Here is a 17,704-nt window from a genome sequence, read left to right as displayed (position 1 = left end):
TCCTGAACTGTTTGGAATTTATCAATTTCCTTTACATCGTTCAGGAGGTTTTTTAGGTTTCACTTCCTTTGTTGAGTCTTTTATCACTCGAATATTTGTTCGAAAGATTCGGGGTGACCCATGTACAAGCGAGCATTCTTAAGGCACTTAAGACGGACGATTATTTCCTTTGTCCTTATTGATGCGTAGAATTTTTAACATATATTGCTCAGAGTTAAGATAGTAGGGATTGCGCTTGATATATTTCCCTACAACAGAAATTGGATGCAATTTCAACATCTCTACTACCAGGCTTGGAATTAATTTACTATGATCATAATGCATTAGAGCAATAATTGGTGCATTTTGGAAAGTAAATACGGCATCCGAGGCAGCCTCGTATTTGAGAATTTGTTCTGGCGTGGCAACATCTTTGGTCAACCATGTCATATCCATCGAGATACGGACGGCCTTCCATTCCTCACGCAGAGCCTGTGCGATAAATGTTTGATGTGATGAAAGCAGGAAGTAAGGATCAAAGCGCTTGCCATTCGACAAAAAGGGTTCGCGTTCGTCAAAAAGCAATAATTGACCTGATGCAATCAGTTCATCGACATCGACCTGTAATTTTTCGAGTTCGTCGCGTAGCTCTTTGACCTGAGCAGGTGCAGCGGCAAACAAACACTTTTCATTTAAGGATAGCCCCACACGTAGCAAATGTGCCGAGACGCTGGGTATTTCTGTCACTTTACTATAAAGCTGGCAGATATGCGAGCCAGGGGGAATACGCTCTGATTTACCTTCAACACTAAGATCCATACCTACCTCCGCTGGGTTTGCTAATCCTTGCAGATGTGTGCGCCTGCTGCTTTTGAAATAGGCGAGCAGATCGATTAAGTATGAGGACCACAAACCAGGCCATCACACCAAATATCACAACTCCAGCTACAAAGACAAGAAGAAGTATTATCGCAACTCGTTGCAAAGAAGCGTTTGCGCCAAATACCACCACAACTGGCAATGTGCAGATTAAAAGGGCCAGCGGAAAAACCGTCGCCCATGAAAAAATGACCCGTCTTGCCTGGGACCGCGTCAATGGCTCTTCACCACTATAGGGTAAAAGAAGTCGACGGGTGAATTTAAAACGGGGTGAATGTTCTTGCATACCGCTACATGTGCCCTTCCTGTTGCCGATATTGCGACCATCGCTGTAGCATCTCTTCTGCCTGGTATAAAATGTTTACTTCGTTCTGATATGTCAGGCGTCGGCAAGCTTCATGGAATGGGAACCACTGCACCAGATCATATTCATGATCATGCAAAGTGATGTCACCTCCAACTGCCTCTAATAAGAAATGCCGTACTTGTTTATGATAACGAACTTGTTCTCGTACAAATGAGTAGGAGATGCTCCCAATATAGGCAATCAATTGTACTTGCAAACCCGTTTCTTCCTGGGCCTCGCGTACTGCTACCTGCTCGGTTGTCTCACCAGGCCGGGGTGTTCCTTTCGGTAGGGCCCAGATACCTGTATAGCTACGTCCTACCAGCGCCACTTCTATAGATACTAGCGTATCATATTTTTCTCTCTCGGAAGTTGATACAAGCTGATCTATTGCGAAGTCTATGACAGGAGAGTGCGAAAGAGCAAGACGAAAGACAACGCCACCCGCTGAATAGGCCCGCATTGTTCTATATCGCTCCATTGCTCGCGCTGTACCCTCTCTAATTCACCGAAATGCTGCACATGTGCACACGTATCACTCCACACAAAGAGAGAACGTATCCATGTTGAACTTGTGCTCCATTCCTCTGACGCTGGCTTCATTCCCGCATTGCAACGCGATGCACGGTCTTCTCTGCTATTCGTTAGATACTACTATACAACATTTTGTTTCCAGTGTGTTATATAACAGCCTGTCTATTAGCCATGATGGGGTGAAGGGTAAATTGTGGATTTGCAACATCTCATAACTAGATGCTCATCGTCCGCCGCTCTCCGCCGCTCAACAGACACGCCCGCGCTTTTCTTTTACGGTTGAGCATTATGTGGAAGTATAGCCAATGTACCAGTAAGTGTCAAGATAACACACGACGTATGGCCTCAAGATTTTTGGTGGGTGTCCGAGGATCAATCGCGCATCCCGGGGCCAACAAAAGGCCCTGGCTGCTGGTCTGTTCCAATACGTTCCCAATCTCATCCTGCACCTGTCCGGCGGCATCTTTTTTCAATAAACTTCCCTCATTGATGCCTCCCATCACAGCTTTGCCCGTACGCAGATATCCATCCCGCAAATCGGGATTGCCCTCCAGATGGTCTGCATAGCTGATGGCATGCACGGGATAGGATGCCAGTAAATCAAAATAAATATGGGAGCCGCAATTGTGCAGGACATTAAACTTGCTACGACTCTTCAGGGCGTCCAGAAATTCAAGATCGTACTGCTCGCCATACTCGCGATACTGATCCTGTGTCAAACGGCCCGCGCTGGCCCAGCCGTTGGTAGCATAAAAAATACCACTGGCCCCCTGCTCCAGGCAGGCGATAGCATAATTGACCAGGGTTTCTGTGATAATGCGCAGGGCCGTATGCAGAGCACGCCGGTCTTCACGAATAGTCAAGAGGATTGGCTCGCTTTTATCGCCAGCCAGATATTGCGCGACACCGAGAGGGCAAAAAATCGTCTGGATAAAATGAGCGTCGTAGCCAACTTCATGATTGACCAGTTGCAAGACACGCAATTGTTCACCCAGTGCCCCCTGGTCAGCCTCCAGAGGACGCAGGCGCTTCCAATCCGCCGTTCCGTGAATGGGTGTGTATTCACAGGTCGGTGGCAGGTATTTCTGTCCTGAGGGCTTATAGCGCGCCTTCCAGCCTTCAGCCAGATAGCTCGCCCGGGGATTGACCTTCACATAATCCCAGTCGTAGCGATTATAGTTTTCGGCGGTGGCTTCCGCTAACAAATGGTAATCCCATTCACGTTCGTAATCGTGGCCCCAGACACTGGCGGGGACACGATCCACCTTTTCCCCACGCAGAGCAGCCTCTACGCGCTCTTTTTTATTCATATAAGTAGACTCTCCTCTTATTTATGTATATCATCAAGAGCTTTAAAACGATATCCAACTCCACGCTCGGTAAGAATATACTGTGGATGGGCGGGATCTTTCTCAAGCTTCTGGCGCAAATACGTGATATAGAGGCGCAAATAATGGGACTCATCGCGGTATTCGCGTCCCCAGACCTTGGATAGTAGCGTCTCATGTGTCAGCAAACGTCCTGCATTGCTCACCAGATGATAGAGTAAGCGGTACTCGGTAGGACGCAAAACGACCTTCTGTCCACGCGCAATCACCTCACGGCGTGCAAAATCAATGGTCAGATCATCATCCACAACAATCTCGGTTTTGCGCGAAGGCGGAGCCATCAGAGAACGGCGTAAGAGAGCATGAATACGTGAGAGCAGTTCGCGGGGACTAAAGGGTTTCGCGATATAATCATCGGCCCCCAGATCCAGACCATGAATACGATCCTGTTCGCTCTGCCGTACCGTTAACATAATCACCGGAACGGTTGAGACCTCACGGATAGCCTTAAGCGTCTCAAAACCATCCATCTCCGGCATCATCACATCCAATATGACAAGATCGGGTAAATTGTCACGTAACTCATCAAGGGCCTCAATACCATTACTCGCTTCGAGCACACGATAGCGCTCCAACTCGAGATTCAAGCGGACCAGATCGCGAATGCGTGGTTCGTCATCCACGATCAGAATGGTCATATCTCGTTGATCAAATGCTTCCTGTTCCATCATCAAAAAACCACCATCGGTAACGGCGCTTTCTCCTCACGCGGTAAACTAAACGAAAAAGTCGAACCCTGACGCAAAGTGCTTTCCACCCAGATACGCCCGCCATGTGCCTCGACAATAGCGCGGCAGATATACAATCCCAGGCCAGCCCCGGGAGTCGCCTGCGAGAGCGGCTCACCGACACGGTGAAAGCGATCAAAAATTTGCTGCTGCTCTCGCAACGCAATCCCCATCCCAACGTCACTCACACTCACAATCACCTCTTCTCCAGTCGAATAGCAGGCCACCGTAATCTCGGGGCGGCGCGGCGAATACTTGACAGCATTATCCAATAAATTCTGCAAAACCTCTTCGATCCGCTCACGATCCGCCATCACAACCGGTAACTGGGGAGGAATAGCGAGCGTGACCTGCACATCAGGACTTTTAGCGTGTAAACGACGCACCATACTACGAATCAAATGGGCGAGATCCAGGGTTGTGATATCCATCTGCAACCCATTGGCCTGGATGCGCGAGGCATATAATAGATTGCCAACCAGTTTGTTCAAACGATCCGCCTCATCTTCAATTGCCAGGAGCCGTGAACGAATCGTTTTTGCATCAAAGCGCGCATCCGTACGAGATAGCGTGGATGCATACCCTTTGATAATCGCGATTGGCGTTTGTAATTCATGTGAAATAACGGAAATAAAGGTTGAACGCTGCTCCTCTTGCTGATGCTCACGTGTCAAATCGCGTATATTCAAGATACCGTTCATGGGATCCCCATGCACTGAACGCACACAGGAGGCCGTGACCGCCACTGAGAAGCGCTGGCCATCGCGAGCACAAATGATCATTTCGCGATTGATCACTTCCTCACCAGAGAAAGCGCGTAAAATAACCGAGTTCTGCAAGCCCTGATCATTCCCTTGCCGATCTTTGGGGCGCAATACCTTGAAATAAAACTGACCGAGCACTTCGTTTTCGCGCCAACCAGTCAAACGCTCCATAGCCGGATTGAAATCGATAATACGGAGAGCATTGTCGACGGTCAGAATACCTTCGGTGCTATGTGAGAAGATAGCCGCCAGCCTCCCCTGCTCCTTGCTCAGGGCCTGTGAACGTAACGCGAAACGCAAACTGGTTGCCAACTGCATCACAAACAATTGCAAAGAACTTTCAGCATCCTCATCGTTATGGCGCTCAAAGCACGAGCGCAAGGTTGCCCGGCGCAAAAAATGCAACGTACCCAGGGGTCCATCATCATCGTAGAGGGCCAGTGAACAGCATTCGACTCCCTGTTCCTCCACGACATCCTCCGACTGTCCTAATTGCTGGGCCAGCTCGGGTGGCATAGCCTCAACTACCAGAGGATGAAGTGAGTTTGGCTGCATACCTTCCTGCACATAGGAGAGCAATAATGGTAACACAGTTTTGCTCAAATGATAATATGTATATTCTGTGCTGCTTTGTGGATCAAACGCCTCGTTCGAGACCACAAATACACCAGCATCACCGCGCAACAAACGGATCGCGCTTCCCACCAGAACGGTCATTTGATCGTGAGGTGTATCGGTTGGTTGCGGTTGGGACCAAGACATAACTGACTCCGCTGCGGATTCAACAGGCATTTCGACAGCGTGTCTGTCCTCCCGACGCCCACAAAACCACAGATAGCATACAACTATCTCGACCGCTTTCATGTGCAAAGCTGCATTCTAACAGGACAAGCCCTTTTTATTGTTGAGGAAGAGGCAGGTGTCCCTGTCCCCTCCTCGCCCGGGCGAACAGGAGTGTACACATGAGAGTGGTCAGAGTACTACTCTTTTGCGGCCAATTAATATATAGTGCAAACGGGGTACACGCTCGAAATGCTTCGTGCATTCAAAGCAATAGACTTGCCAGTAAGAGGCAACGGTGTTATTGTAACACATATTTCTAGAGGCTAACACATCTAATGAGCTAGTTGTACAGACGCGAGGGAAAATTTGTGCTTATTCCTTTTCGTTCTCATGCTCAATTGTAAAGCACAGTAAAAAGTATCTGCTGTCAAGAATGCTGTCAATTTATGTTTTATTAATGAGCACAAAGAAGTACCTGATTGTGCTCAACAGTATTTAGCCAGGTGCTTTGTCTTTTTATCTCTTTGAGATGGAACAAGTACACCTCCTCATGAGCATAATAAAAGACATCTGGAGCCAATCATTGCATGACCAGATGTCTTTGATGTTCTGTATATTTTATTCTGCTGGGGGTTGCTGAGGGTTAATAGTAGCAAGCAGTTGCTTGAATGCATCCATAATACGACCTTCCATTGCCGCTACATCATCTTTCGTGGTCATAGTCGCTTTGATATCAGCTACGTCTTTTTCGATCTGATCAAAATTCGCGCCCATTTGATGTTCCGTCTGAACTTGATAGTCTACCAGCTGCTTAAAGCTAGCCGCCATATCGCCTGTGAGTTGCTTGAAACTTTCAGCCATATCCTCAGAGAGTTCTTCAATACGTGCGTTCAGAATAGTCTGTTGGCGTTCTTGTGCGCTTACCCTGGACTCGATACGTGGGTGTGTACTCATGGTTTAAGGATCCTCCTTGCTTTTCAATCTGGTGCAATTATATCGTATAGGGTTCTACCTGGCTATATCAGTTGGTTTATAAAAAAACAGCCTAATGTGTTTAGGTTGACTTCTTATTTTGCATTTTCTTTTTGTTTGTCTAGGTAGTTTTCTTGATACTCTCTCAATGCTTGTTTATATTGGTTGATCAGAGGTGAACCAGATTCTTTCATGTTGATAGTAAAAATTCTTGTATCCGGCCGTGGCGATATTACTTCACTGAGGCCAAAATGTTGCAATAATCTTATCCCGCTTTTTGTTGCTCCTACAGCTAGAATATTATCTATAATTACTCCTCTTTTCCCCAAGTCTATGATAGTGTCCATGAATTTTGAGATAAGCTTTGCTCCATATTTGCTTCTCAGATCCTTATTTAAGCTTGGCTTAATTCCTATTTCTGCTAAGTATAGCTGAACAGGTTTTCCCGGTTCATATTCTTCTATATCTTCTGTCGAGAGGTCTGGATCTCCCAGTAAGATAGAAACATCTTCAAGCAGAACCTTCTTAAATTTTTCTGAGTTTGGTTTAGTTGGTAGTGTCGTGGTTGTGCCGATTATTTCATCATCTCTTTTTAGTACATGGATAATTTCGGGGTTCTTTGTTATCCATTTTATCCACTTTTCGGAGAGTGCAATATCATCCTCGTTATAAACAAATTGATGATGCCTCTCAGTGAATAATTCTCTATTGAGTGCGATATAACCAGGTATATCTGTTGCTGTTGCTGTTGTAAAGCTGCTTGTCTCAGTTTCTTCCTCTAAATTAAGGAATATCTCTAGCTCGTTTGCAAGTTTTCTCACATCGCTTTCAAGATAAAAGCCATGCGTCCTTCCCCCTGGAACAAGGTGCTTTATTTTTCCTTTTGATACGTATTCTCTGATCATTGCGGGACTGACATTTAGTATATCTTGCACCTCTTTTGATCTTATGTATCCCTTAGGTGGTTGCATTCTAGGCATTGCTCACGCTCCCTTTCTCATTTCCTGGGTCTGGTTTCTTAGATATATTGTAACTTATCTTAGAATTGTTGGCAATATTAACAATAAAACCTTGACAGCAGTCCCTATAATCATTATATTAATTACTAATGTTAGTTTAATTTTAAACGTTAATGACAGTGCCGAGTGATGGGGGTATCCTGCCGTCTAGGGGTATCCTCTGAAACACTCAATGTATATCAAGGAAGGTGCTTATCGAGTAACCATAGACGGCGACAAAGCGGCGTGTGCCTCTGGTGGATGCCAAGAGGTCGAAGCAACACGACGTGACAGTACAACGGCACGTACAACAGAGGTGAATAGATGTGGGTGCAAGGCCCGAAAGACAGTTCAATCCTGATCTCTTTGAAGCTCTCCTCGCAAAAAAAGCCTAGCAGCGTTAGCGCACTCCACCAGGCTCACGAGACTTTTTGAAAATCCGACTAACGTTGTCAAATCTTCTCAGATATCCTACTTCACTTCTATCAGAAAGGAATATGGTCATGGCTCAACACGTATCATCTCTGCACAGTGCAAAACAGATGTCAGATTTTGAAGAAGGGCAGTCGTTGGGAATGCACGCTGTTACCCCAGGTGGTATCGAGGACGTGCGCAAGAATCCAAGCACGTTTGTTGATGGGATTTTTGATCTGTATGATCCGAATATAACGGAAGCATACCGAGCTGGCTATGTCGTTGGGTATCTCCGCCAGGTCTTTACCTCTTCACATGAATAAAAGCCCAATGTGTTCTAGCACATCAGGCCAACGAAACCTTTTATCCGCAGTTTCTAAACAACGTTTTCCAGGTTCTTCCCCCAATTGTCAGGGGTAGCGCCTGGTTTGTCAAGAGAAAGAGCGCAGAATGCAAACCATTCCAAACAACAGCACTTTAATATTATCCTCTCCAGGCACACAAAGAGATACGGTACTTCGCATCTTGTTTCGACGTGCGGCCGAAGGTGAGGATGTACTAACAATCATCTGTGAAACGTTACAGCCCATTCTTAAACGTATGGCGCGGAGGGTTGCGTTTACCCATCCCAACTGGCACCTTGACTCCGATGACTTACAGCAAGAGGCGAACGTGACCGTACTGGCTGCGTTTGAGCACGCCTGCACGAAAGATGATCCGCTAAGCTACATTCTGAAAGCGGCAAAGATATCCATGATTGAAACCTACATCTCTGGTCGGGCGGAATTGATCAAGACGAACCATACTTACCAGTACACAATTACCTATGTGAGTCTCGATGCTCCGAGCACCACCGATGAGGGGGAGGCCGCTACCGTGGCGCATTTCCTTGAAACCGAAACGCGCCTGGATATCCGTGAGAATGAACACGCCTTTGCATGGCTCAGAGCTGCCATTGATGCGTTACCCGAAAAGCAACGCCTGGTCATGCAATGCCACTATGAATTAGGCGAAACTCTTAACGAGATTAGCCGTCGCCTCTCGCCTTCGTCTCCCCGACCGGCCAATGCGCACTATCACCATAAACGAGCGCTTCATGCCTTACATGACGTGCTCGCTCCCTTGGTCCTAGAGAGGAGGGCATCCGATGAACACTAAACTTCGCGCAGCACGCATTCAAAAGCGTTGGTCCCAGGAACGGGCCAGTGAGTATGCCGAGGTGTCCGAGCGCACTTATCTGCGCTGGGAACAAGGAACACAACAACCTCGCCTGTCCAGTCTCGATCTCCTCTGCCAAGCGTTTCAAGCCACGCCAGAGGAGTTAGGGTTTGAAGACACCCTTCCGCACGTTCTCTCCCATAATGGCCGCGCTATGATTAGCATGGATGAACTACGAACGTTTATGCAGACCTTTCAACAACACCTGGAGCGTACAGCTGATATCAACTGCTTACTCACGATTAGCCGTCAGTGCCCACATCTTTTCCAGGCCATTGTGAACCAGTTTCAGGGGGAGTGGCAAGAAATCACCTTCACAAGCGCCTATCAAACATTGCCAGGGAGACTGGTACAAGCTCTTGCACCGGAGAGGTCTATCTACAATGAATGCTAGTAACGCAAGCAGTAGGCGTGTAGTGCTGGAAGAGGAACGACAAAGAGAATTAAAGGCTCGCAGTCTGGTGCATATGTTACGCCGCCAGGGCATCGCCTTGACACATACGTTAGATGGCAAACTGAATTGTCACGCTCCCCCAGGAGTGCTAGCCGAGTATCGGCAGCAGCTAGGAGATCTCAAGCCAGAAATTTTTCTTTTCCTGGATACAGAGCCTTTAGAACGTAAGATATTGAGTATCGTTACTCAACTGGAGCATCCAACGCCACGCATGGTAGCACAGAGGCTTCACCTGCCCTCTGTGCAGATTAGAGACCTCTTAGAGCACCTTGTGCTCCTTGGACTGATAGACCGACGGCCGATAAAACAAGGGTCGTATCGCTACTCTGTCCGACAAGAAGATGTGTCAGACAACGTGTAACAGACCTTGCACTGCTTGAGGAGCTTGCCTCGATACTTTTGTACTCCTAGTACGCACGGGGTGCTACACGATTATAAGAAAAAGCGCTACACGTGTAGCATGCCTGGGCGCTCTCTAGAGGCTCATTCACGCACCTTTTTGAAAGGTATTGTAGGAATTGCGGAGATACCCCTCGCAATCAGGCCCTTATATAAGACGTTGCGCGGTCCAAAAAGGGGGTAAACCGTTTCTACAGGCCGTATGAAGTGTGCTACACGTGTAGCACACTCTTTGGTCGAACGTGTAGCATGCCTCGCCCCGCTTGCGAAGTCTTTTCAGAGGTGCTTATCTCCCATTTTTACTCCCAATTTGCGAGGGTTTGCGGAGGTTCCCCTAGTCGTCTCTATATATTACATTTTACATCTATGTTAAAGACAGATTTTTTTCTACACGTGGCTGGTACAACCTCCGCAAACCCTCGCAAATTAGAGGCCGTTCATGGTCAAAACCCCTTGCGGAACGGCCCGACAAGCGGAGGGAAACGTGCTACACGTGTAGCGCAGCAAATGCTACACGTGTAGCACGTCTAAGCCCTCTTTACAAGGCCGTTTAGACCACATTTCCGCAATGTAACGCCTCGTATAAAGGTCTGATTGCGAGGGGTACCACCGCAACATTGTAGGTACACCTCCGCAAACATGCGTAAACGGGCCTCTAGAGAGCGCCCAGGCATGCTACACGTGTAGCGCTTTTTCTTATAATCGTGTAGCACCCTTCGGCACGTTCGTGAGAAACGTTACAAAACACGCTGTAAACGAGCCTCTAAAGAGGGTTTAGCCATGCTACATGTAGCACCTTGCATCATGTTACTGAGATCGGCAATACGGCCTGAAGCCACTTGTATAAGCTTGCGTATGTACTTCATGAAAGATTGACCTGCTTAACAAAGGAGGTAAGCATAATGTCATTCAACGCGAAGAAATACCCTTCGAACTGGAAAAAGGTTTCATTGATCATCCGGAGGCTTGCACATGGGTGCTGTGAGTGGTGCGGCCAGCCGTGTGAAAATCTCTCTGTGCATCATGTGGGAGCACCCAGGCCAAACGGGCGCAAGTGGAAGAACGGCGACCCTTGCGATAAGCACGACATCCGGAGAGAGAATCTCGCCGCTCTCTGCTGGCACTGTCATAGCCAGACGGACGCGCCGTCCCACGCCAACTATGCCAAGCGTACAGCGCGGCGCAAAGAGAAACGAGAGCGGCACCGAGCATTAGGCGTGGGTACTGGTCTGGTCCCCTATGCATTGGTTGCAGCGTAGCTTCTCCAGTCTTTGACCCTCCTACCGGTTGCAGTCACATGGCCCGAAAACTAACCAGGAAAATGAGGGGCAAAAATGAGAGCAAAAATCAAAGTAAAACTGTGACAGTCCCTTGGCAGGTTGGTGACACCTTCCCCGGTTTTTCCGCACGAAATATTACATCACCATTACCTGATAATTATCTGATTAAACTAGAACGTTTTGAGCTAAATTACGAGTCAAATGTACGCGCAAAATGATGGGTAGTTTTCCAACAAAATGTCGGACAATTTCTCATTTGGAGGAAAGAGGTACTGACTTATCTTTCCCAGTTTGGTTTCATTTTGAATGGCAGATCGACGTACTCTAGTACAATGCATCATTGCCCCTGATTTTCGCATTGTAAGCCACGTAGAAGCCCCTTGCATTGTATGTAAGCAGGATCCCCCCGTTGGAAGTGAAGAAGGGTGTCTCTTGCTTTTCTCATTTCGATCATTAGATATTATTGGCGAATCGAACAGTCTAGCCCGCTTTTAGATTAACAAATAAACAAGTGAACAAAATAGAACATACAGAGTAGAACAACGTCACGAAAACGAAATCAAGGGCAATAATCGCATACCTTCATGCAAAATCACTGCAGGTTAGGCAAGGGTAGCGCGAATACCCCTATCCATGGAGAATTAACATATGCAAGACATACCAATGATAGATAATAACTCCCTTCAACCACTACTCACCATTCCGCAGGCTGCTATGATCTTGGGTGTCAGCCGCCCGACCGTGTATGAGTTGATTTATCATGCGGGCTTACCAGTGGTCCGGTTGGGGAAGAGCGTGCGCATTATTCCAACATCGTTTACTCAATGGCTGGCCGAAAGAGAACAAGCGGGAAAGAGGTAGAGGTATGGCGAAACGCGGCCACGGAGACGGGTCAATTTATCAGCGTAAAGATAAACGGTGGGTAGGATGCCTGGTACTGGAAGATCACACGCGCAAGTACCTGTATGGAAAAACGCGCAAAGAGGTCCAGGAAAAGCTACGTACAGCCATCGCTGAGCAACAACAAGGTATTCTAGCCACAGGGCCGCAGCAAACGCTAGCGGCCTACCTGCACCAGTGGCTAGAAACGGTTCACAAGCACACAATTCGTATCATCACCTATCAACACTATGAAAGCCTGATCAGGAACCATGTTGTGCCTACCATAGGACATATCACGTTGCAGAAGCTGACAGCACAACATGTGCAATCTCTGTATAATGACAAAATCAATGATAACCTGGCACCTCGCACAGTGGCAATGATGCATGCTATCCTTCATAGCGCCCTGGATAATGCCGTACGCTGGAGCCTGGTTTCTCGCAATGTAACAGACCTCGTGTCTATTCCACGTGTGACCAGGCGGCATGAGGTGAAAGTATTAAATCCCACTGAAGCCAAGAGATTAATAGAAGCAGCTGACGGTCACAGACTCAAATTTCTATTGATCCTGGCTATCACAACTGGTATGAGACGAGGGGAATTATTAGCCCTTCGCTGGAGTGACATAGACTTCGATCAGCATATATTGCAGGTGCAACGCACAGTAAACCGACTGGGGAAATATGGCTTCGTTGAGAACCCACCGAAAACAAAGTCCGGCCGTCGCAGGATAGTTCTTTCCTCTGTAGCCATCGATGCCTTGAGAGGACAGCAGAAGATGCAAGATGATGCACGCGCCCTGGCTGGTGATCAATGGGAAGAACATGGGTTGGTGTTTGCTAATATCTATGGTCGCTTTATGGACCCGAATAGAGTAGGAGAACTGTTTCATGGCCTGCTAAAAAAGGCAGGCCTTCCCGCTATGCGCTTTCATGATTTACGTCATAGTGCAGCAACAATTCTTTTGACATTAGGGGTTCATCCTAAAGTAGTGCAGGAGCTATTAGGGCATAGTACAATTGTGATGACGATGGATACGTATTCACACCTGCTCCCATCGATGCAGCAAGACGCAATGGATAAGATGGATGATGCACTTGAATAAGCCTATTTGCTGTCAATAATGCTGTCAAAAGGATATTTTGATCAGGCTCTATATATATGAAGCAAGGTATAGAGCCAGTTTGGATGATATATTTCCCCAGGGGGTATTTACATCACATATACGTAGAGGTGAGTAGACACATGCATTTCGACATTTTCACGCTCTTCCCCGGCATGTTCCAGGGACCATTTACCGAGAGCATTCTTAAACGCGCCCAGGAGCGGGGTTTGCTAGAGATAGACCTGTACAATATTCGCGATGCCACTACCGATAAGCATCGTGTGGTGGATGATTATCCCTATGGTGGCGGGGTGGGGATGGTGATGAAGCCTGATCCAATTTTTAATGCTATCGAAGCGGTCCACCAGGGTGGGCCGATTATCTATTTGACACCCCAGGGCCGTCCATTTACGCAAAAGATCGCGCAAGAACTGGCACTGGAACCGCGTGTCACGCTGCTCTGTGGTCATTATGAAGGTATCGATGAGCGTGTGTGCGAGCATCTTGTCACAGACGAAATATCTATCGGGGATTATGTTCTCACCGGCGGCGAGTTAGCTGCAATCATTCTGGTGGATGCGATTGGCCGTCTGATACCTGGAGTCCTGACTGAAGGCTCAACGACGGAAGAATCCCATAGTAATAATTTGTTAGAATATCCACAATACACGCGACCACCCGCATTCCGTGGCTGGGGTATTCCAGATGTCTTACTCTCCGGTCACCACGCCAACATCGAACGCTGGCGACGTAAAGAAGCCATCCGGCGTACTCGTCAGCGCCGTCCCGATCTCTTTGCCAGACTCGACCTTAGCAGTAAACAAGACAAAAAAATCCTCAAAGAACTCGATCAAGAAGCTTCCCAAACTGAAGATATGCCATAATTTTTCACGCCTTTGGCACGAAAAATGGTTTTAAGTGTGTAACAAGGAATGTGCTGCGCACATTCCTTGTTACACACTTAAAAAAGGCATAGACTCTTCAGCTCTACATCTAAGCAAGCAGTCTACATTCTCAATTTTCATCATCATCATCATCGATGGGGGTGCGGGAGTTATCGGAGCCACGATAGCGGGCAGCCTGGCTGCGTATAAAGTCGTTGCGCTCCTTCTCTTCAGCCATGATGTCGTCAGCTTCGTTCGCCAGACTATGCCCTCCATGATTGAGAGGCGTATCATAGACTTCACGCGCTCGCCCACCATCGACGGACTGTCCGATGATGCCGTGCTGCTCAAGCAAATCGATCAAGCGGGCCGCACGTGAGTAGCCAACTTTGAGGCGGCGCTGCAAGAGTGAGATTGAGGCTCGGCCCTGTTCGCGCACAACCTCTTCAGCACGATCCAGCAACTCGTCTTCCAGTTCAAACTCATCAGCGTGATCTACTTTCAGCTCCCAACCTGGTTCAGGCTGTCCACTAATGGGATCAACACCCAGATTCAATGCATGTTGTACAATCTGCTGCTGCCAGTATTCTGCCAGGCGCTGCGCTTCGTCATCGCTCAAGAAGGAGCCCTGGATACGCTCAGGACGACCTGCGTCAGCGGGCAGGTAGAGCATATCACCACGACCCAGTAAGCGCTCAGCCCCCCCCATATCGATGATGGTACGCGAGTCTACTGCAGAACTGACCATAAACGAGATGCGTGTGGGAATGTTCGCTTTAATCAGTCCTGTGATGACGTCGACCGATGGGCGCTGTGTAGCAACCACCAGATGGATACCGGTCGCACGGGCCAATTGTGCCAGACGACAGATCATACCCTCAACCTCTTCAGGAGCGGCCATCATCAAATCAGCAAGTTCGTCGATAATGATCACAATCGCGGGCAGATTGTTGAGTGAGGTATCACCTTGCGCGAGCTTCTGAGCCCGCAGGCGGCGATAGCCATCCAGATTGCGTACACCCAGTTGCGAGAAGAGCCGATAGCGGCGCTCCATTTCAGAAATACCGTTCTTGAGCAGCGAGACGACCTTTTCGACCTCGACGACGACCGGCGAGAGCAGATGGGGAATGCCATTGTACATATTTAATTCCACCATCTTTGGATCAACCATCAGCAGGCGCACATCGTCTGGTGTGGCTTGCATCAGAATGCTGGCAATGATCGTATTGATCATCACACTCTTGCCAGCACCGGTCGCGCCGGCGATCAGTAAGTGCGGCATCTTGGCGAGATCACCGACGCGCACCATACCGGCCACATCCTTACCCAGGCCAATGGAGAGCATCGACTTATTTTTAGCGGCCTGATACTCTTTGCTCTCCAGCACTTCGCGTAACGTCACCAGACGGCTGTTCTTATTTGGAATTTCCACACCCACATAAGGGCGTCCCGGGACAGGAGCCTCCATACGGATCGTCTTCGCTTCCAGTACCAGGGCCAGATCATTTTGGAGCGCCATAATGCGACTGACACGGGTACGCGTTTCATAGATAATCTGACCAGCTGAATCGCGTACCGGCACCATCCTTCCCGTCTTCTCATCCTGAACCATTTGCGGACGACCTGTGGGACGGATGCCAAAGCGGATGATGGTTGGACCAATACTGATATCTTCCTCACGTACCTCGGCCTCAACGCGGAAACTGCGCAATGTATCCTGAATCAATTTTGCAAGCTCGGCAGTATCCTCGCCGAATAATTGCGCTTTGACGCTGTCAGGCGCCTTGAGAATCTCCATACTCGGCAACTGCCAGGTGGATTGTACATGTGGCGCATTGGCATTCGCCGCGGCCAACTCAGCCCGTGAAGGACCAGCAGACGCAGGTTTCCTGGAACCCAATGGCTCACGAACCCTTGGGGGTGGCGCAGATTGCACCTGTCTGAGCGAGGCACGCTGATTAGGACGCACCTTGATCTGCTCATCCTTTGCTGGCGGAGTATGTACAATCACATCCTCCTCGTCATCCAAGACGGTAGCATCATTGAGAGCCAGCGGCGGCTGACGCACGCCATAAGTAGCTTGATTAAGGTCCGTGAGATCCAGAGGTTGCGGATCATACGATCCCCGTGGAACCATACTGATCTTATCCTTATGCACATTGATGTCATTCAACGGGTCTTCATCATCAAAGTATAAAGGCTCATCGTACTTATATTCTTCTGGCTCAATGGCGATGGTCTTATCGCTATAATCATCATAACTATTGAAATCATCATCATAATAGATTTCTTCATCGACCATCTGTTCTGCTGGCGCGACAGGATTCCTGCCAGCGGCACGCGATGGAGTAGCAGGCTGTCGTCCATTCCTGGAATTTTTGGAATTCGCAGCCCCGCCACGGCGTGCGGGAGGTGGGGGAAGATAATCTATCTCCGGCTCAAGACCAACTTCATCCTCATCGCCAAAATCCTCACTATCGTCAATGGCAACACGACCAGCGCTATAACGACTGAATTGCGGTCGCTGACCCAGAAAGCGAGCATGGGATTGATCGGGCTCGTCTTCCTCATCTCCAGCAGGTGGTGCATCACCAATTATACGTTCTATGAAACGGTAAATCAGCATAACATGTGCAAAAGTAATGCGAAATGTAAAAATAATAACAACTAAAATAAGACCGATGACAAGGACATGTCCCACCGCAGGCGGTAGATTTTGAAAAGGAAGTGCCATGACATCCGCCAGCACGCCAGCGGTCAGAGGGCCCATAATCAAACGGCTCTCCAACAAGACCAGCAAACACAACACCACCAGACCAAAGACCATTGACGCACGAATAAAGCGTGTACTACGAATACTTTCATATAAGCGTAGCGCGGCATAGATAACAAAACCGATGCCCAATATATAGGCCGCCCAGCCCAGAAATGTCAGAAAGAACTGACCAATTCCGCTCCAGAGCGGGGCTGTATGCAACACGGTCATAGATGCGAATAAAAATAAAGATACTATAAGTAGTAAAGAATGAGAAATGCGCTGCTGCTGATTTGGTGACAAGCTATTCCATTTATCCAGCACTCGCTGAAGAAACGAATCTTGCCCATTATTGGACACGGGAGGAGTTCTTGAAGGGCGTTGCGAACGGGAGCTAGAGCTTGCGCCTTTCTTCCCGGAACTGACACTTGACCCCTGACGGACGCGCGGCGTTTGAGCTTGCGCCTGCCGAGGAGAAGGACCACTCCGAGAACCCTGTCTTGGCGATGAGGGCTTCGCACGCTGTTCAACCCGTTGTGAGCTTATCGACCCCTGTCCCCCAACAGCTCGGCTAGCGCGCGAGTATCCACGGTCGAGGCTAGGAATTACCCTATCACCTTTACGCCTCACATCCGGTTTGCGGTCGCTGCCTGCCATGTTGCTGGTTCCCTCCTTTTTCTAAGAGTCAAACAATTGTATCATAGCGCAGATGTTCCATTGAAGCAATAGGCTATAGCTCAAACTTTCGGCCATAGTATACTAAGAAATCTATCTATGATGCATTATTAACAATTGACTATTCCGTTGTTATTCCATTAGAGCAGGCGCTGACGCGACTCCACCCCTGATATAGGATTTATTATACCATGCAGTAATTGCATTTTATTAAGCGCACCGTGAAAGTCCCAAAAACTATCCATGGGCTCTCTTGTTATACGTATT

16 protein-coding genes are annotated in these 17,704 nt (G+C 48.3%); 8 read left to right on the top strand and 8 right to left on the bottom strand.

The genetic code is table 11. The annotated features are described in order from the left end of the window. Positions 1-147: 147 nt before the first annotated feature. A complete protein-coding gene (locus tag F1593_RS02215; RefSeq protein ID WP_149399899.1) occupies positions 148-798 on the bottom strand; it encodes an MEDS domain-containing protein in 651 nt (216 codons plus the stop codon). Between the two features lie 80 nt (positions 799-878). Here F1593_RS02215 and F1593_RS02210 point away from each other — a divergent pair, with 80 nt between their 5' ends. Further along, positions 879-1,094, top strand: coding sequence for a hypothetical protein (locus tag F1593_RS02210; protein WP_149399897.1), 216 nt, complete (start codon positions 879-881; stop codon positions 1,092-1,094). Positions 1,095-1,148: 54 nt separating this feature from the next. Here the strand turns inward: F1593_RS02210 and F1593_RS02205 are convergent, their stop codons facing one another. The 6 genes from F1593_RS02205 to F1593_RS02180 all read right to left on the bottom strand — a co-directional run bounded on the left by F1593_RS02205 (position 1,149) and on the right by F1593_RS02180 (position 7,353). Then, entirely contained in the window at positions 1,149-1,667 is a 519-nt protein-coding gene (locus F1593_RS02205) for an NUDIX hydrolase (protein ID WP_172631796.1), read from the bottom strand. Between the two features lie 391 nt (positions 1,668-2,058). Further along, positions 2,059-3,048, bottom strand: coding sequence for a uroporphyrinogen decarboxylase family protein (locus F1593_RS02200; RefSeq protein ID WP_149399893.1), 990 nt, complete (start codon positions 3,046-3,048; stop codon positions 2,059-2,061). Positions 3,049-3,065: 17 nt separating this feature from the next. After that, on the bottom strand, positions 3,066-3,794 hold the full coding sequence (locus F1593_RS02195; RefSeq protein ID WP_149399909.1) for a response regulator transcription factor: 729 nt from the start codon (positions 3,792-3,794) through the stop codon (positions 3,066-3,068). Between the two features lie 2 nt (positions 3,795-3,796). Continuing rightward, complete coding sequence (locus F1593_RS02190; RefSeq protein ID WP_172631795.1) at positions 3,797-5,380, bottom strand: sensor histidine kinase; 1,584 nt, start codon at positions 5,378-5,380, stop codon at positions 3,797-3,799. A gap of 639 nt (positions 5,381-6,019) precedes the next feature. After that, a complete protein-coding gene (locus F1593_RS02185; RefSeq protein ID WP_149399888.1) occupies positions 6,020-6,355 on the bottom strand; it encodes a hypothetical protein in 336 nt (111 codons plus the stop codon). Positions 6,356-6,468: 113 nt separating this feature from the next. Further along, positions 6,469-7,353 carry a helix-turn-helix domain-containing protein gene (locus F1593_RS02180; RefSeq protein ID WP_149399886.1) on the bottom strand — a complete coding sequence of 295 codons (885 nt, stop codon included), beginning with the start codon at positions 7,351-7,353 and terminating at the stop codon, positions 6,469-6,471. Between the two features lie 521 nt (positions 7,354-7,874). Here F1593_RS02180 and F1593_RS02175 point away from each other — a divergent pair. From F1593_RS02175 to trmD, 7 genes are all read left to right on the top strand, one after another. Next, complete coding sequence (locus F1593_RS02175; RefSeq protein ID WP_149399884.1) at positions 7,875-8,108, top strand: hypothetical protein; 234 nt, start codon at positions 7,875-7,877, stop codon at positions 8,106-8,108. Positions 8,109-8,235: 127 nt separating this feature from the next. After that, positions 8,236-8,943 (top strand): sigma-70 family RNA polymerase sigma factor, encoded by a 708-nt coding sequence (locus tag F1593_RS02170; RefSeq protein ID WP_149399882.1) that lies wholly within the window; start codon positions 8,236-8,238, stop codon positions 8,941-8,943. Continuing rightward, the gene (locus F1593_RS02165) at positions 8,933-9,397 is read left to right on the top strand and encodes a helix-turn-helix transcriptional regulator (RefSeq protein WP_149399880.1); all 465 of its coding nucleotides are present in this window, start codon (positions 8,933-8,935) and stop codon (positions 9,395-9,397) included. The genes F1593_RS02170 and F1593_RS02165 overlap by 11 nt, the downstream gene beginning before the upstream one ends. Further along, positions 9,387-9,818: a TubC N-terminal docking domain-related protein gene (locus F1593_RS02160; protein WP_149399878.1), complete on the top strand. Its 432-nt coding sequence runs from the start codon at positions 9,387-9,389 to the stop codon at positions 9,816-9,818. Before F1593_RS02165 ends, F1593_RS02160 begins: the two co-directional genes overlap by 11 nt. 1,966 nt (positions 9,819-11,784) lie before the next feature. Further along, positions 11,785-11,997, top strand: coding sequence for a helix-turn-helix domain-containing protein (locus F1593_RS02155; RefSeq protein WP_216368748.1), 213 nt, complete (start codon positions 11,785-11,787; stop codon positions 11,995-11,997). 4 nt (positions 11,998-12,001) lie between these two features. Then, a complete protein-coding gene (locus F1593_RS02150) occupies positions 12,002-13,123 on the top strand; it encodes a tyrosine-type recombinase/integrase (protein ID WP_172631794.1) in 1,122 nt (373 codons plus the stop codon). A gap of 140 nt (positions 13,124-13,263) precedes the next feature. Further along, positions 13,264-14,007, top strand: a complete 744-nt coding sequence (trmD, locus tag F1593_RS02145) for a tRNA (guanosine(37)-N1)-methyltransferase TrmD (RefSeq protein ID WP_149399874.1) — start codon at positions 13,264-13,266, stop codon at positions 14,005-14,007. A 130-nt stretch (positions 14,008-14,137) separates the two neighbouring features. On the opposite strand, the gene F1593_RS02140 is transcribed toward trmD, so the two are convergent. Then, entirely contained in the window at positions 14,138-17,065 is a 2,928-nt protein-coding gene (locus F1593_RS02140) for an FtsK/SpoIIIE family DNA translocase (RefSeq protein ID WP_172631793.1), read from the bottom strand. Positions 17,066-17,704: the final 639 nt, after the last annotated feature.

It is taken from the genome of Dictyobacter arantiisoli (assembly GCF_008326305.1).
Classification (GTDB): Bacteria; Chloroflexota; Ktedonobacteria; order Ktedonobacterales; family Ktedonobacteraceae; genus Dictyobacter; species Dictyobacter arantiisoli.
The sequence above is the reverse complement of the archived record's forward strand: the minus strand, read 5'-3'. Positions and strand labels throughout refer to the sequence as shown.

Bases quoted from the DNA above. Each gene is read 5' to 3' on its own strand.
- F1593_RS02215 (WP_149399899.1), bottom strand. From the start codon at position 798: ATGGATCTTAGTGTTGAAGGTAAATCAGAGCGTATTCCCCCTGGCTCG.
- F1593_RS02210 (WP_149399897.1), top strand. From the start codon at position 879: ATGAGGACCACAAACCAGGCCATCACACCAAATATCACAACTCCAGCT.
- F1593_RS02205 (WP_172631796.1), bottom strand. From the start codon at position 1,667: ATGCGGGCCTATTCAGCGGGTGGCGTTGTCTTTCGTCTTGCTCTTTCG.
- F1593_RS02200 (WP_149399893.1), bottom strand. From the start codon at position 3,048: ATGAATAAAAAAGAGCGCGTAGAGGCTGCTCTGCGTGGGGAAAAGGTG.
- F1593_RS02195 (WP_149399909.1), bottom strand. From the start codon at position 3,794: ATGGAACAGGAAGCATTTGATCAACGAGATATGACCATTCTGATCGTG.
- F1593_RS02190 (WP_172631795.1), bottom strand. From the start codon at position 5,380: ATGTCTTGGTCCCAACCGCAACCAACCGATACACCTCACGATCAAATG.
- F1593_RS02185 (WP_149399888.1), bottom strand. From the start codon at position 6,355: ATGAGTACACACCCACGTATCGAGTCCAGGGTAAGCGCACAAGAACGC.
- F1593_RS02180 (WP_149399886.1), bottom strand. From the start codon at position 7,353: ATGCCTAGAATGCAACCACCTAAGGGATACATAAGATCAAAAGAGGTG.
- F1593_RS02175 (WP_149399884.1), top strand. From the start codon at position 7,875: ATGGCTCAACACGTATCATCTCTGCACAGTGCAAAACAGATGTCAGAT.
- F1593_RS02170 (WP_149399882.1), top strand. From the start codon at position 8,236: ATGCAAACCATTCCAAACAACAGCACTTTAATATTATCCTCTCCAGGC.
- F1593_RS02165 (WP_149399880.1), top strand. From the start codon at position 8,933: ATGAACACTAAACTTCGCGCAGCACGCATTCAAAAGCGTTGGTCCCAG.
- F1593_RS02160 (WP_149399878.1), top strand. From the start codon at position 9,387: ATGAATGCTAGTAACGCAAGCAGTAGGCGTGTAGTGCTGGAAGAGGAA.
- F1593_RS02155 (WP_216368748.1), top strand. From the start codon at position 11,785: ATGCAAGACATACCAATGATAGATAATAACTCCCTTCAACCACTACTC.
- F1593_RS02150 (WP_172631794.1), top strand. From the start codon at position 12,002: ATGGCGAAACGCGGCCACGGAGACGGGTCAATTTATCAGCGTAAAGAT.
- trmD (WP_149399874.1), top strand. From the start codon at position 13,264: ATGCATTTCGACATTTTCACGCTCTTCCCCGGCATGTTCCAGGGACCA.